Consider the following 15,057-nt stretch of genomic DNA (forward strand, 5'->3'; position numbering starts at 1 on the left):
GCAAGACCGTGCTGGCCATCATGCGGATTTTCAGTTAGAGCAGATGAATGCCGAAACGGTTATCGCGGTCTTGAAGCCCCTTGTCTCGCCAGATGCTGTGCTGTGTAGCGATGGCGCGGGCGTGTATGCCAGTTTCAGTAAAGTGCAGGGCGTGACTCATCAAGTAGTGCGCAATCGTCAGGGTGAGCGGGTGGTAGGAGCATTCCACATTCCACATTCCACATTCCACATGTAAACGGATATCACCATCGATTGAAAGAATGGATGGTGCGCTTTCATGGCGTGGCAACTCATTATCTGAGGAATTATCTGGGTTGGCGCAGGATGCTGGAGCGTTACGGGAAGGGAGTGAATATCAAAGCGTGTCTGCATGAGGCGCTGGGGCACCCCATGCAACACGTAATTGGGACATAGCCTAAAAAATGCCCCGTTCTGCGGCAATGCTGATCAGTTAAGGATCCATTGACCGATCCTTCTGTTGTAGGAAAATCCGGAACTAGTCATTGGTTCCGGATTTTTTTATGTCTATTGCAAACGACCTGAACGACGTTATTGAGGCATCTGGCGACATGCTGGCCCGGTTGGCCATTTTTGCCGACCATATTCCCGACGAATGGATCCGTGCCGCTGCCGCCTTGTCTGAAAAGGCCACTATCCGCCGACGCCGCTTGCCTTCTGATATGGTCTTGTGGCTCGTCGTGGGGATGGCTTTTTTCCGCAATGAGCCCATCTCCGAGGTCGCTCGGCGCCTCAACATCTGTGCCGAAGGGTTGGCCAATGACCTCCTGCTCGCGGACAGTGCCCTCTCTCAAGCCCGTCAGCGACTCGGCAAACAGCCGCTGGAGTGGCTGTTCAAGCAGTGTGCCGATGTGTGGGGGCGGGAACGTTATCCTGAAGACCAGTGGCACGGTTTACAGGTCTTTGCCATCGATGGTGCCCTGTTCAGAACCCAGGATATGCCTGAACTCAGAGCACACTTCGGCTCAGGTAACACCTCAACCAACCGGCAGACACCCTACCCGATGCTGCGGTTGGTCACGCTGATGAATGTCCGCTCACATGTCATTGCCAATGCAGCCATCAGCCCGTACCGCAAAGGGGAAATCCCCCTGGCCAGCGAGTTCATTCAATCATTGCCGGACAATTCGGTGACCCTGCTGGATAAAGGCTTCTTCGGTGCCGACCTGTTGCTGCGTATTCAGGCCGAAGAGACCGACCGTCACTGGCTTATCCCGGAGCGCAAGGGGCTGGTATACACGGAACTTGAGCGCTATGGCGACGGTGACCGTCTGTTGCAAATGAAGGTCTCGCCTCAGGCCCGCAAGAAAAACCCGGCGTTGCCGACGCACTGGCAAGTTCGCGCAGTGACCTATGAGGTGACTGGCAAGGAGAAAACGGTCTTTACCTCCCTGCCCGTGGCACGATTCAGCGCAGCGCAGGTGGCGACCCTGTACCACGAGCGCTGGGAAATCGAGCTGGGATACCGGGATATCAAAAGCGCGATGCAGCACAATGCCATCACGCTGAGAAGCAAGAAAGTGGACTTGGTCTATCAGGAGCTGTGGGGATTGTTGCTTGGATACAATCTGGTCAGGCGGGAGGCGAGCCAGGCAGCGGTAGCCCATCAGCGAGCGCCCAATGAGGTGAGCTTCAAGTTTGCCTGCCAGTTCATAGCGAACCAGATGGCGGTGATGGCGGGCGCGTTATCGCCAGTGCATACGCCGCGGAGGTTGGCGGAGTTGCGGGGCAGCATAGGCGTCATGTTCATAGAAAAACGCCCTAGGCCATCGAGACCCTGGGCGGTGAAGATATCAAAGACTCGCTTTCCAGTAGATCGCAATGCGGCTCCGCTTAAGTGAACAGCATTGCCGCACTGCGGGGCATTTTGCTCGTTACACAACCAGGGTGGTGGCTCTTTGTCCATCCATCATATGACTGGTCGCTTATCCCGTCGCTCTCTGAGCGCACTGCTTAACCATTTCCCGCTTTCACCATTTCAGATTTAACGGTGAGCACCCTGGCGGGCCATGCCGTTGTTCATTGCGCTGTCGCGCTGGGGCAGAAAAAACATCAGATAACGCAGCGCCACATAACCGACGATGACGGTAGCAACCCCCAGCTCGAAGTGAGCCAACAGTCTGATCTGCTCCACATAGTGGGCAGCTTGCTCGAAGCCTTCAACCAGATGGGCCACTTTGAACAGGGCGGTGGCACCAATCACCAGCGGGAAGGTAAAGGCGGCATAACCCGGTGAAAAGGGCAGACGCAGCAGCTTGATGAAGGCCAGATAGATAATACCGGTCATCAGCAGAGCGATCCCCAGCAGCACGGCCACCAGCAGCAGTGACGGCTCATGGCTGACGGTCAGGTAACCAGCCAGTGAGAGACTGGCAGGGGCCGCCAGAATGGCGATGGTCGGTTTGGCCGCATCCGGCACTTCATGGCTGAAGATCAGGCGATAGAGCATCAGCGGCAGCATCAGACCGTAACAGATGATCCCGAACCAGAGCAGGCCGTTGGCCAGCGGGGCAAACTGACCGCCCGGGAAGGCAACATCAGCCACTATGATCCCCACCGGCGGTACGAACCAGCTCGGCACCATGTGGTGGATTTCAAACTCTTTGGCGCGATGCCAGATAAAGGTGGCCAGGAACAACAGGTGAACCACCACGGCAAACAGCCAGAGGGCCTCGCCCGCTTGCGGCGCAATCATACCCAACGCTTTCGAGACCACCATGGTGCCCATGGCATAGGTCGGCACCACGCTGCCCACCACGGGGTGAGCGAGATCCTGCAACAGCAAACGCGGGTGGACCAGAAACTTGAAGGTCAGGATCACCAGCAGCACGGCAGCAATGGCAGCACCCAGCAGTTGCATCCGGCCATCGAAGTGACCGGCATTCTCCCAACACCAGCCGAGACTGGCGATGCCCAGCGCCAGACCCGCCATGGGAGTCGGGGCGGCAGCCAGAGATTTACGGGTTCTTGCGATCATGATGACACCTTTCTATTGATGACTATGGCGATAGGATAATGGCCCCTTATCGTTTACGATATCTAAATGAATTAAATCAATCATTCAGGAATACCAAACACCATGAAGCTGACCCTGCAGCAGTTAAAAGTGTTCGCCACCATCGCCCGCTACGGCAACCTAGGTCTTGCCGCCAACGAGCTATTCCTGAGTAAAGGGGCCGTCTCCCAGTCATTGCAGGAGCTGGAGCGCCAGCTCGCCACCCCGCTGTTTGACCGCATCCACCCCAGATTGCAGCTCAACAACGAAGGGCGGCTGCTACAACCGGCAGCCGAAGAGCTGCTGACCCGGATCCAGGATATCGAGAACCTGTTCAGTCCCGATGCCGAGCCGAGCGGTCAGCTACGCCTTGGCGCCAGCCAGACCATTGGCAACTATCTGCTGCCGACCCTGCTCGCCACCAGCAAACAGGAGCTGGGGCTGCCCCCCAAGGTGACCATCACCAACACCCACCTGCTTTGCCATGCGCTGGCCAACTTCGAACTGGATCTGGCACTGATCGAAGGGGAAAACCACCACCCCGACCTCATCAGCGAGCACTGGCTGCAAGATGAGATGCTGGTGGTGGCCCAGCCCGGCCATCCCCTCGCCAATCAGGTGGCGATCCCCCTCGCCCGACTGGGCGGCGAAACCTGGGTACTGCGTGAACCCCAATCGGGTAGCCGCGAGCAGTTTATCCAGCAGGTGCAGCCAGAGCTGCCCAACTGGCAGGCGGGGCTTGAGCTAAATACTCTGGAGGCGGTGATGCTGGCCGTGGAGAAGGGGCTGGGGATCTCCTTCATCTCCCGGCTGGCGGTCTCTGATCGGCTCAAGGATGGTCGGCTGGTGGCCCTGCCCCTCACCCGCAGCTTCCCGCGCCAGCTCTCCCTGATCTGGCACAAACAGAAGTATCACTCCGCCTCCCTGCGCCACTTTATCCACTTCTGCCGGGCTCAGGTGAACGATGCCGAGGTGATCAGCGCGAAGTAACCTATGGCCAGAACGCCGCTGGCAGACCAACATGCCAATGGCGGAAAAGCAAAACGCAGAGAGGGAGCCACGGCTCCCTCTCTTTGATCCGCTCGCTGACGATCACTTCGCCAGACTGCGCAACCAGCTGATCTCCTCGCCCCAGATGGACTCGTCAATGGTCTCGAGGATCAGCGGTATGCGATCAAAGCGATCATCGTTCATGATGTGGTGGAAGACTGCCTCCCCCAGATTGCCCTCCCGCAGGCTGTGGTGGCGATCGACCCGGCTGCCGAAGGTGCACTTGGCGCCGTTGATATGCATCCCCTTGAGATACTGGAAACCCACCGTGCAGTCGAACTCGGCAAACACAGCGGCGCAGCTCTCGGCAGTGCGCAGATCGTAGCCAGCGGCAAAGGCGTGGCAGGTATCGAAACAGATCCCGATCCGGCTCTTGTCCTCCACCCCCTCGATGAGGGTGGCGAGGTGCTCGAACGACCAGCCGAGGTTGGTTCCCTGCCCGGCGGTGTTCTCGATCACCGCCGTCACCCCGGTACTGCGCTCCAGCGCCCAGTTGATCGACTCGCTCACCAGTTTGAGGCTGGCCGCTTCGGGAATTTGCTTGAGATGACTGCCAGGGTGGAAATTGAGATAACAGAGCCCCAGTTGCTCGCAGCGTTTCATCTCATCGAGAAACGCATCGCGGGATTTGGCCAGACCATCAGGATCAGGATGGCCCAGATTGATCAGGTAACTGTCGTGGGGCAGGATCTGCTGTGGCAGAAAACCGGCCTTGTCACAGGCCGCCTTGAAGGCACTAATAGTGGCATCCGACAAAGGGGCCGCCTGCCACTGACGCTGATTTTTGGTAAAGAGGGCAAACGCGTTGGCCCCGATGGCCTGGGCGCGGGCGATGGCATTCTCCACCCCGCCGGCCGCACTAACGTGGGCTCCGATATATTTCATACAATCTCCTCAATACGGCAAGCCGCCATTATGCCGATCCCGCCCGCCCACGCCAAACCGGGATATCCGATAGCGGGTATCGACAAATAGCGGCGGCCTTCCCCGAGGTGCAGCGGGCCATGGCGCTATTTGCTCGCCCGGTGGCGACAGCGACCCACAAGCGTGCGGATCAATCCCGGCAACGTCAGCAAGCCCCCCAGGGCTACAAACAGAAAACCGATGGGGATCAATCCGAAAGGTTCATGCAAAGTGCCATTCTCATCGACCGTCGAGCCAATCAGCTCAAAGGCCACAAAACAGGCCAATCCCATGGCGGCCAGCACGGCCCCGATACGCATCATCATGGTCATCATTATCGCGCACACCTTTGTTTCATCTTGAACGAGTCACCCATTCTCCACCCCGATGTGAAGAGAACATGAAGTGGATAGGTTTTCCGGCAAGGTCGCCGGTATGTGATGCAAAGCAGGCCGATCAGACAGATACGAGGCACAAATAAAAACGCAGCTGCATCACCTGGGCGATAGCAACTGCGTTTTTTGTCTCTCTGCCATCCCTCTTAAGTTGGCCCGAACGGCCTGCACAAAGGGATCAAGAATGCGCGAAGAGAGGCGCCTTAGAAGGGCATCTTGAAGCCAGGTGGCAACTGCATGCCGCCGGTCAATTCACCCATCTTGGTCTTGTTCTGCTCTTCCACACGACGTACGGCATCGTTGCAAGCGGCGGCAACCAGATCTTCCAGCAGCTCCTTGTCATCTTCCATCAGCGAAGGATCGATCTCGATACGACGGACGCTGTGGCTACCGGTCATGGTGACCTTGACCATACCTGCGCCGGCTTCACCGGTCACTTCCATCTGCGCCAGTTGCTCTTGCGCCTTCTGCATGCGCTCTTGCATCTGTTGGGCCTGTTTCATCAGGTTCCCCATTCCACCTTTACCAAACATATGTCGTCTCTCGTCTTGAAATCCGGCATCCAGCGCCGGGCTGTGGGCTTGTCTGTCCTAGATGGGGACAGCCAAACTGCTTTTCAACCGGGAGCGAACTCCCAGCCACGGAATTTAGCGGTTGAGGGGCTCGATGCTCTCGTGGTGGAGCACGGCACCAAACCGCTGAACTAAAAACTGCACGTTAGGATCCTGATCCAGATCCCGCGCGACCTGCTCGCGCACCCCAATATAGAGGCGGTGTTCGATCTCAAGGGGCGTTTCCTGATCTGGCACCACGCCGAGGGTCACCTCCACCTGCACCGGTTGCCCGAGTGCCGGGCCGATGATCTCCGCCAGATCGGCGCGCGCCTTATCACTCACCAGATGGCGCTGCTCAGGTTTGAGGGTCAGCAGCACCCGATCCCCTTCCTGTTTCATCACCGAATTGATGGCAAGCTGGCGCAGTCGCCCCCCCACCTGGGTATGAGCAATCAGTTCGGACCAGGCATCACCGCAGTTGTTGAGCAGGGATGAGGGCATCAGGCGGCTCACTTCACCCTCTTGCGGTTCCTCGTCGCTCTCAATCTCATCCCAGTCGATGGTCTCCAGCACCGGTTGAGATGGGAGGCGCTCCACCACCGGGGCGCTCACCATAGCGGCTACCGGCACAGCAGCAACAGACTGCGGCGCTGAGGCGGGCGCTACAACAGGAGCCACGGCGGCGCGCTCACCGGGCCGATAGCTCGGCTGCCCCTCCAGATCCCAAGGAGGCAGATCGGTTGGCTGAGCCGGTGCCGTGACGGGGGCATGACTCATGGCCGGAGCCTGCTCCGCAAAGCCCTGATTGAGGTACTCTTCGTATTCCCCGTTGTCACCCTGCAGCTCATCACCGTCGCCATAGAGATCCAGCGGCGGCAGATCATCATAGTGACCCATCGCTGCCATCCCCTGCCCGACCGGTTGGCTGACAGGGGCAAGCGGCTGGGTGACAACCGGTGCGGCGGCGGGCGCGACAGGGCGCGCTGGCGCAACCGGTACCGCACGCGGCGCGGGCGCCGCCAGGGCATCCTGACCACGCTGGCGGCTGCGCAGCATGTTTCGCTTGCCAAGCAGGCTCTGCATGCTCGACACCGCAGACACGGCTTCAGCAGCGGCGACCGGCTCGGCTGTCGGTGCGAGCAAGGGCTCGGCTGCAGGCTCGAAGGCGGCGGTCAGCGGCTCGCCACCGGAATAGTCCGCATCGGCTGCAGCAGGCGCGCCATCATCTGCGGCTTGTGCGGCTGTGTGCGCAGGCACATCGGGCTGCGCATTTGGCAGCGCGGGCTCGGGTTGATACCCCATGCCCGCGGCTTCGCGTAGCAGCTCATCCTGCTGGCTAAACAGCTCGGCGGTTTGTACCGCCTCCTCGCTGTCGGCGGGGTTGCCGATGTCATCCATCATCGTGGATGCCATCGTAGGCAGGGCGGCATCAGCCGCTGGCGCAGCGGTGTTGGCAACCGACGTATTGGCAACGGGAGGACTGGCTAACGGTGCGGGTACGGCGCCGCTGATCGGTGCCAGTGCGGCCGATTCAGCGGCCGGGCGCTTTCCCGGCAAGGAGGCTAGCGGCGTGGCGCTGCTCGCCGCACTGCTCGTCATGGACGGGGGCAGCGCGGTGAGGCTGGCCGGATGCAGGGCATCGCGCCTTGGCGAGAAGGCGAGCATCCGCAGGCAGGTCATCTCCAGCGCGGTACGGCCATCGGGGGCCCAGGGCAGATCTTTACGACCACCCAGCACAATCTGGTAGCAGAGCTGCACCTCTTCCGGGCTCATCGCCTTGGCCAGTTGCAGCAGGGAATCGGCATCCGCCCCCTGCTCTTGCACGCTGGCAGGCAGCAGCTGAGCCATGGCGATGCGATGGAGCAAGCCTTCCAGCTCGGCGTGGAGCTGATCAAAATCAGGGCCCAGGGTGGCAATCTCGGTGATCTTGGCCATGGTCGCGGGGGCATCTTGCCGCAAAATGGCTTCCAGCAGCTGGTGCAGGTGGCGGTGATCGAGCGTCCCCAGCATCGCCAGCACGCTCTCGAGGCGCACGCTGCCGTTGCCGTGGGCCAGCGCCTGATCGGTCAGGCTCAGGGCATCGCGCATACTGCCGTCGGCGGCTTTGGCCAGTGCCAGCAGAGCGCGCGGCTCGAAGGGCTGACCCTCCTGATCCAGCACCCATTCGAGCTGCTTGGCGATCTGGGTCTGATCCAGACTCTTCAGATGAAACTGCAGGCAGCGTGAGAGGATGGTAATCGGCAGCTTCTGCGGATCCGTGGTGGCCAGCAGAAACTTCACATAGGGGGGCGGCTCTTCCAGGGTTTTCAGCAGCGCGTTGAAGCTGTGGCGCGACAACATGTGCACTTCATCGATGAGGTAGACCTTGAAGCGGCCACGGGCCGGCCGGTACTGCACGTTGTCGAGCAGCTCGCGGGTATCTTCCACCTTGGTGCGGGACGCCGCGTCAATCTCCAGCAGGTCGACAAAGTTGCCCTGATCGATCTCGCGGCAGGTATCGCAGACGCCGCACGGGTGGCTGCTGATCCCCTGCTCGCAGTTGAGGCTCTTGGCCAGAATGCGGGCGATGGTGGTTTTGCCGACCCCGCGGGTACCGCTCAGCAGATAGGCGTGATGCAGCCGTCCCTGATCCAGGGCGTTGGTCAAGGCGGTCAGCACATGGTGCTGGCCTACCACTTGTTCAAACGTATGGGGGCGCCATTTACGCGCCAGAACCTGATAGCTCATAAATCCATCATGCAGGGAAGACAGGGCATTGAGGCCGGATGCTAACACAAATGGCGAGCGGGCTGTATCGGCTATCGGTCAGGGTCGGAGGGATCGCTTGATTTTCAAACCGATGCCCGCAAGGGCACCGGTTCAACGCAGGCCCGATGCAGAGGATCGGGCCGAAGAGGCATTACTCGCCAGCCAATTCGACCAGTGAAAGCACCTTGATGCCTGCAGCGGTCAAACGAGCATCACCACCCAGAGACGGCAGGGAGATAATGAACGCAGCGTCAGCCACGTCACCACCGGCACGGCGGATCAGCTTGACGGTCGCATCGACGGTGCCGCCGGTCGCCAGCAGATCGTCAACCACCAGCACCTTGTCACCGGGCACGATGGCATCGGTGTGCAATTGCAGGGTGTCGGTACCGTACTCGAGGGCATAGGACTCCTCGATCACTGCGCGCGGCAGCTTGCCCGGTTTGCGTACCGGCACGAAGCCCAGTCCCATGGCGAAGGCAACTGGTGCACCGAAAATGAAGCCACGGGCCTCGGTGCCGACAATTTTGGTGATCCCTTGACCACGGTAATGCTCTGCCAGCAGATCGATGGTGGCTTTGAAAGCCTCTGCATTCTCGATCAGGCTGGTGATGTCGCGAAACAAAATGCCCGGCTTCGGATAGTCGGGAATGGTCTTGATGCTCGCTTCAATAAACTTCAGGGTTTCCGGATTCATGTGTTGACCGCTTATTTTTTTGACCCAGGGGTGGCCATTTTTCTCAATTCCCTTCTGCGGGAAATAAAAAAGCCTGTCACGCAAAAATGACAGGCCGACTCCATAGCATTATTGCAGCAATAGCTTAGGGACTTCACTTCTCCATTGCAACCGGCTCCAGCACCGGCAGACGCATTAACCAGGTGAGCAGGATCACCATTATGACCACCAGCAGCCCCTTGGCCCACAGCAGGGGTACCACCGCCAGCGATACCGAAAAGGTGAGCAAAATGAAGATAATGGCGCGTCGCCGGGCATGGCGCCGAATGCCGCGATATTGCTGCCAATCCACAATGGGCGGACCGAACCAGCGGTGGGTCAGCAACCAGCGATGAAAACGCGGGGATGAGCGGGCAAACAGGGCGGCAGCCAGCAACATAAAGGGGGTGGTCGGCAGTAGCGGCAACACAATACCAACGATACCGGTGGCAAATGCCAACCACCCGAGAGCCATCAAAAACCAACGCTTCACTGCCGAACCTCGCTTTATGGGTCTTCTCATAGCGTAACAGCATTTGGGTGATAGCTGACAGCGGGCATCAATCCCACTACAATCTGCGCTCTTTTTTACCCTTCTCTTCGGAAGCAGTTATGCGCGTAATTTTGGCCCCCATGCAGGGGGTGCTGGATCACCTGATGCGGGAGGTACTCACCTCCGTCAATGAGTACGATCTCTGCGTGAGCGAGTTTATTCGGGTGGTCGATCAGCTGCTGCCTGCCAAGGTGTTCTACCGCCTCTGCCCCGAGCTCAAGCAGGATGGCAAGACCCGTGCAGGCACCCCGGTACGGGTGCAACTGCTGGGGCAACACCCAGAGTGGCTGGCCGAGAACGCCGTGCGCGCCATTGAGCTGGGCTCCCCCGGCGTTGATCTCAACTTCGGCTGCCCCGCCCCCACGGTCAATAAAAGCAAGGGTGGCGCCGTGCTGCTCAAAGAGCCCGAGACCATCTATCGCATCGTCAAGGCGGTGCGCGAGGCGGTGCCCGCCCACCTGCCGGTGAGCGCCAAGATCCGCCTCGGTTACGATGACAAGGAGCTCTATCTGGAGAACGCCCAGGCGGTCTTTCAGGGGGGCGCCAACGAGCTGGCCGTCCATGCCCGCACCAAGCGTGAAGGGTACAAGGCCCCTGCTCACTGGGAGTATGTAGACGCCATCCGCCGCGCCCTGCCCATTCCCGTCACCGCCAACGGCGAGATCTGGGATCATAAAGATGCCCTCGCCTGCGCCAGCGTCTCCGGTTGCGATGCCCTGATGGTCGGGCGTGGTGCTATCTCCTTGCCCAATCTGGCCAACGTGATGAAAACCGGCTGCCCGCACATGAGCTGGGCCGAAGTGCTGCAGCTGATGGTGAGCTACACCGAGCAAGATCTCGCCAGCGAAAAAGCTGACTACTACCCCAGCCGCATCAAGCAGTGGTTCAGCTATCTCAAACGGGAATATCCCGAAGCGGATCTGTTATTTCAGGATCTGCGGGTGCTCAAAGAGACGGCTCCTATCCGGGATGCCCTGCTGCAAGCAGCCAAAAGCCATGGCTAACCACGTTTAACTTGACGCATATCATCCTGATAGAGTTATCGGATCCCTATACTGCCTCGCATCTGTGGTTTGTCTCTGGGGGATAATGTGTGTGAAATGACGCAAGCACAGTTGGCTGTCTGGCGTAATCGCCTGCTGTTCGACTGGGCACAAGTACGAGAAACGCTGATCGGTCAGCTCAAAGCCTCTCGCCGTGACGATTGGGCAGAAAAGGTGGATCACTGCGAACCCGATCAGCTGGTTGAACTCACCAGTCGGCTGGATCTGCCCAAGGTCGAGTTGAGCGTGGTACGGCTCAAGCGGATCGACGCGGCACTCTGCCAGATGGATCTCGGCCTCTATGGCCTCTGCTCCGATTGTGAAGAACAACTGGCCATCGAACAGCTGGAGCAGGATCCAACCCTGCAACGCTGCCCACGCTGCGAAACCCGCTATCGCAAGGGATTCCACGCCCACGAACTCTAAAGAGCACCATGCTCTGCGGTCAGCCTTCATCGAATCTGTTGCTCTGGCAAAAAAGCGCGTCCCCCTAACGCAGGCCATGGCCGGTCACCCCGAACACCAAGAAAAAGCCCGTGTCATCACTAACATGACACGGGCCAAATTCACGCTGCCGGACCATCAGGCCTGCACGGCAATCTCGTACTTCTTTATCTTGCGATAGAGGGTGGCAATCCCAATCCCCAGTGCCTGAGCGGCCAGTTTCTTGTTGCCAAGCCGCTGCAGGGTCTCTTCAATCATCTGTTTCTCCATGCTCTCAAGGCCGCTCTCACCCGGAACGGGTTCCGGCAGCTTCTCCGGCATGGCAGCAAGCGGGGCGGCAGCAGGCACATTGAATGCCGCATTCAGATTGGTCAGCGGGAGCGACTGGGCCATCACGGGATGGGGCTCTTGATTGCGGATGATATTAGGTGGCAGCAGACTGGCGTCGATCACCTCGCCCGCCTGACTGACGTTGACCAGATATTCGATGAGGTTGCTAAGCTCGCGCACGTTGCCCGGCCAGCGATACCCTTTGAGCAGCGCCATTACCTCGGGCGCCAAACCGGGATAGACGATGCCGATCCGGCTAGTGTGGCGGTTGAGGAAGTAGTGGGTCAGCAGCTCCACGTCCCCTTCCCGCTCCCGCAGCGGCGGCAGATTGAGAGGGATGACGTTGATGCGATAAAACAGATCTTCGCGAAACTTTCCTTCGGCGATGCACTGCTCAAGATGCTGATGGGTGGCGGCAATGATGCGAATATCCACCGGCACCGGTCGGCTGGCTCCGATGGGGGTCACCTCCCGCAGTTCCAGCACCCGCAGCAGCTTGGCCTGCATGGTGAGCGGCATGTCGCCGATCTCGTCGAGGAACAGGGTGCCCTGATGAGCCGCCTGAATAAGACCCTGCTTGCCGCCGCTGGAGGCACCGGTAAACGATCCTTTGACGTAGCCAAACAGCTCGCTCTCCAGCAGTTGTTCGGGAATGGCGGCGCAGTTGATGGCGATGAATGGCTTGTCCTGACGCGGACTCAGGCGGTGGACCGCGCGGGCCACCACCTCTTTACCGGTGCCGCTCTCACCGCAAATAAGCACGCTGGAGGGACTCTGGGCGATGCGGTGCAGCAGCCGCTTGAGAGTGCGGATCGCCTTGCTCTCGCCGATGAGCTGATCAATCCGCGTATCCGGATCCGGCTCCTGAAGCAGACCGGAGTGGGACTGGTGAAACGCCATCAGAAACAGCTGCTGGCCCTGCACATGGTGCAGTTGGCCGATGATCAGCTCCTGACGATCTTCGAAGGTGATGATGTGCTGCAGATGGCCGCTCAGTCCCTGCTGGGAGAAGGTGAGTGGGCGGATCCCCAGCTCGCGCCCCTGCAGTTGCTCCTGCTGGCAGCCCAGGTGATGGAGCGCCGCCTCGTTGGCGTAGAGCAGCTGACTCTTGTCATCGAGCAGCAGGCAACCCTGATCCATGTTGGTCATCAGGTTGAGGAACACCTTGTTGACCCCGTCCGACAGCCCGCGCGAATCGAGCAGCTTGGCCACAAAGATGGTGGAGATGTGGCGCACATAGTCGCACACATCCTGCAAATTGTTGTTGAGGCGGGCCTGCTGCTCGGCATTGAAGGCCACCAGACTGATCACCCCGATGCAGCGCTCATCCACCATGATCGGCACCCCGAGAAAGGCGCGCTCACGGCAGCTCTCCTTGCAGGTACAGCCGTCACACACAGGATCATCGCTGGTGTGGGTAACGATCTTCTCCCGCTGGTTATCAATCACATAGCGCAGCAAGCGGGAATCCCCCTCCAGCTGACGTCCGAAGAACTTGCCATAGGGCCCGGTGCCAGCCACCCGCACCATATCGGCATCCACAATCTCGACCTCAAGCTGCAGCACACTCGCCAGCATCTTGGCAAAACGCAAGATGGTCGGCTGGATCTGCATCAACAGACATTGGTTGCTCACGGAGCTCATCCATCATTCCTTCTCTTATTGAGCTCCCTCTAAGGGGAGTCATGCTGGCCAGATACTAAGGGATATCAGGAGCAACTACTTCGGGAAGGATCACGAAAAGAAGAAATGGAGTGCCGTTGATAGAAGCACTCTGGACTGGCTGAGTGGCGGGGAAGGATATGACGGGTTGAAATCGGCAATGGCCTGCAGGGAATTAGGCAAACCATTGCCGCCAATAGCAATTTTTCAACTGAGTGAGCCTGAGTCAGGATTGGATTGCCGCTCCTCGTCTCCACGCGCCTGACGCCGCTCGATTGCTTCCTTGATGAGCTCCTCCTTTTGCTTGTCGAGATCCGCCAATAACTGCTGCTTCTTTTCATCGGGCAGCTCGCTATTATGCTCAATCTCTTTCTTCTTCTGCTCGAGCTCATCGAGCTTTTCCCGGCTCAGCCCGATACGCTGTGCCAGCAGGTTATCCCAGGCGATCTGGGTCAGACTTCGATCCGGATCCTTGCGAGCTAGCGTGGGGCGTTCATAGGTCGCAGAAAAATCATCACGACTCGAATTCAACGTCACCTTGTCGTCCGCAAGCTGAATACTTTTCTGCTGCGGTTCGGCATATTCACTCGTCCGGGTCGCACCCAGCGCAGGTTGCACTAATTGATATCGGGCCGCACCAATGATCATTGTTCGCTCTCCATTCTCATCTCAACGGCGAACACAGCAATATCTGCGCCATTAATGCATTTAGGGAATAGCGAAAACACGGGAGAAGGCCCCCCGAGCCAGGGTTGTTCAGCTCGGCAAATGGAGCGCCAGCCAGACCGCCAGCGGGATCACCAGCACCGAGAGGGCATTGCCGCCGAGCACGATACTGGCCACCTTGTCCGGCTGACAGTGGTACTGCTCACAGAGCATGTAATTCAGCACGGCTGGCGGCAACGAGACCGACAACATCAACAGCGGGATCCACTCTGTCTTGAGCGGCAACAGCCAGATCGCCAGCAGCAGCGACAATCCCCCCGCCAGCAGATAGAGCAGGTTGCATTTGAGTGCAAGACCAAGGTGATCAAGCTTCCCTTCCATCAGCCGAATGCCTAATGCAAAAAGCATCAAGGGCACCGAGATCTGGCCAAGCAAGGAGGCCGTGGTCACCACATACTCCGGCAGCGCGATGTGCAGGTTGGCCACCAGCAAGCCAGCCAGCGCGGCCCACAGCACCGGACTGCGCAACCAGAGCCAGCGGGAGGTATTGGCAGAGAGGATGAACATGCCAACCGAGAAGTGGAGCAGGTTGGAGAGCACAAAGAGAATCACGATGGCCCCCAACTGCTGCTCACCAAAGGCAAGCACCATCAGGGGAATACCGAGGTTGCCGGTATTGCGGAACATGGCGGGCAGGATCAGCGCCGCCCGCGCAATCCCCTTGAACCTGAGCAGGGAAAGCAGCAGACCGGGCAACAAAATAACCAGCGCCCCCGCCGCAATCAGCGGCAGATGAGCCCCCAGCGCCAGCGGATACTTGACCAGCGCGGAGAAGACCAGCGCCGGGGTAAACAGTTCGATATTGGCCAGATTGACGTAACCGAGCGCCGCCCCCGGTCGCCATCGCCCATACAGCGCCCCGAGCATCACGACCCCGAACACCGGAATGACGATATTGAGCAGGGCGCTGAACATGACCAG

14 protein-coding genes and 1 pseudogene are annotated in these 15,057 nt (G+C 59.2%); 5 read left to right on the forward strand and 10 right to left on the reverse strand.

Annotated features, from left to right (window positions below):
* Both CF137_RS20295 and CF137_RS20300 read left to right on the forward strand, forming a co-directional pair.
* Nucleotides 1-414, forward strand: a pseudogene (locus CF137_RS20295) (IS1595 family transposase); the annotation flags it as partial.
* 107 nt (nt 415-521) lie between these two features.
* The gene (locus CF137_RS20300; RefSeq protein ID WP_139721275.1) at nt 522-1,859 is read left to right on the forward strand and encodes an IS4 family transposase; all 1,338 of its coding nucleotides are present in this window, start codon (nt 522-524) and stop codon (nt 1,857-1,859) included.
* A 143-nt stretch (nt 1,860-2,002) separates the two neighbouring features.
* On the opposite strand, the gene CF137_RS20305 is transcribed toward CF137_RS20300, so the two are convergent.
* Complete coding sequence (locus CF137_RS20305) at nt 2,003-2,995, reverse strand: TDT family transporter (protein WP_139721277.1); 993 nt, start codon at nt 2,993-2,995, stop codon at nt 2,003-2,005.
* 102 nt (nt 2,996-3,097) lie between these two features.
* Here CF137_RS20305 and CF137_RS20310 point away from each other — a divergent pair, with 102 nt between their 5' ends.
* Nucleotides 3,098-4,003 carry a LysR substrate-binding domain-containing protein gene (locus CF137_RS20310; RefSeq protein ID WP_139721279.1) on the forward strand — a complete coding sequence of 302 codons (906 nt, stop codon included), beginning with the start codon at nt 3,098-3,100 and terminating at the stop codon, nt 4,001-4,003.
* A 102-nt stretch (nt 4,004-4,105) separates the two neighbouring features.
* Here the strand turns inward: CF137_RS20310 and nfo are convergent, their stop codons facing one another.
* The 6 genes from nfo to CF137_RS20340 all read right to left on the reverse strand — a co-directional run bounded on the left by nfo (nt 4,106) and on the right by CF137_RS20340 (nt 9,871).
* On the reverse strand, nt 4,106-4,948 hold the full coding sequence (gene nfo, locus CF137_RS20315; RefSeq protein ID WP_139721281.1) for a deoxyribonuclease IV: 843 nt from the start codon (nt 4,946-4,948) through the stop codon (nt 4,106-4,108).
* A gap of 125 nt (nt 4,949-5,073) precedes the next feature.
* Nucleotides 5,074-5,301: a DUF3955 domain-containing protein gene (locus tag CF137_RS20320; protein WP_240038580.1), complete on the reverse strand. Its 228-nt coding sequence runs from the start codon at nt 5,299-5,301 to the stop codon at nt 5,074-5,076.
* A 263-nt stretch (nt 5,302-5,564) separates the two neighbouring features.
* Nucleotides 5,565-5,894, reverse strand: a complete 330-nt coding sequence (locus tag CF137_RS20325; protein ID WP_033113565.1) for a YbaB/EbfC family nucleoid-associated protein — start codon at nt 5,892-5,894, stop codon at nt 5,565-5,567.
* Nucleotides 5,895-6,008: 114 nt separating this feature from the next.
* A complete protein-coding gene (dnaX, locus tag CF137_RS20330; RefSeq protein ID WP_139721284.1) occupies nt 6,009-8,642 on the reverse strand; it encodes a DNA polymerase III subunit gamma/tau in 2,634 nt (877 codons plus the stop codon).
* 172 nt (nt 8,643-8,814) lie between these two features.
* Nucleotides 8,815-9,360, reverse strand: a complete 546-nt coding sequence (gene apt / locus CF137_RS20335; protein WP_042024033.1) for an adenine phosphoribosyltransferase — start codon at nt 9,358-9,360, stop codon at nt 8,815-8,817.
* A gap of 133 nt (nt 9,361-9,493) precedes the next feature.
* Nucleotides 9,494-9,871: a YbaN family protein gene (locus CF137_RS20340; protein WP_139721286.1), complete on the reverse strand. Its 378-nt coding sequence runs from the start codon at nt 9,869-9,871 to the stop codon at nt 9,494-9,496.
* A gap of 119 nt (nt 9,872-9,990) precedes the next feature.
* On the opposite strand from CF137_RS20340, the gene dusC reads away from it, so the two are divergent.
* Together dusC and CF137_RS20350 are read left to right on the forward strand one after the other, a co-directional pair.
* Nucleotides 9,991-10,935: a tRNA dihydrouridine(16) synthase DusC gene (gene dusC, locus CF137_RS20345; RefSeq protein WP_101319473.1), complete on the forward strand. Its 945-nt coding sequence runs from the start codon at nt 9,991-9,993 to the stop codon at nt 10,933-10,935.
* A 96-nt stretch (nt 10,936-11,031) separates the two neighbouring features.
* Nucleotides 11,032-11,400: a TraR/DksA family transcriptional regulator gene (locus CF137_RS20350; protein WP_101324574.1), complete on the forward strand. Its 369-nt coding sequence runs from the start codon at nt 11,032-11,034 to the stop codon at nt 11,398-11,400.
* Between the two features lie 156 nt (nt 11,401-11,556).
* On the opposite strand, the gene CF137_RS20355 is transcribed toward CF137_RS20350, so the two are convergent.
* The 3 genes from CF137_RS20355 to CF137_RS20365 form a co-directional block, all read right to left on the reverse strand.
* A complete protein-coding gene (locus tag CF137_RS20355; protein ID WP_139721288.1) occupies nt 11,557-13,392 on the reverse strand; it encodes a sigma 54-interacting transcriptional regulator in 1,836 nt (611 codons plus the stop codon).
* A 225-nt stretch (nt 13,393-13,617) separates the two neighbouring features.
* A complete protein-coding gene (locus CF137_RS20360) occupies nt 13,618-14,058 on the reverse strand; it encodes a hypothetical protein (RefSeq protein WP_139721290.1) in 441 nt (146 codons plus the stop codon).
* Between the two features lie 108 nt (nt 14,059-14,166).
* Nucleotides 14,167-15,051 carry an AEC family transporter gene (locus CF137_RS20365; RefSeq protein WP_139693194.1) on the reverse strand — a complete coding sequence of 295 codons (885 nt, stop codon included), beginning with the start codon at nt 15,049-15,051 and terminating at the stop codon, nt 14,167-14,169.
* Nucleotides 15,052-15,057 lie beyond the last annotated feature (6 nt).

Source organism: Aeromonas sobria, from assembly GCF_006243315.1.
GTDB lineage: Bacteria > Pseudomonadota > Gammaproteobacteria > Enterobacterales > Aeromonadaceae > Aeromonas > Aeromonas sobria_A.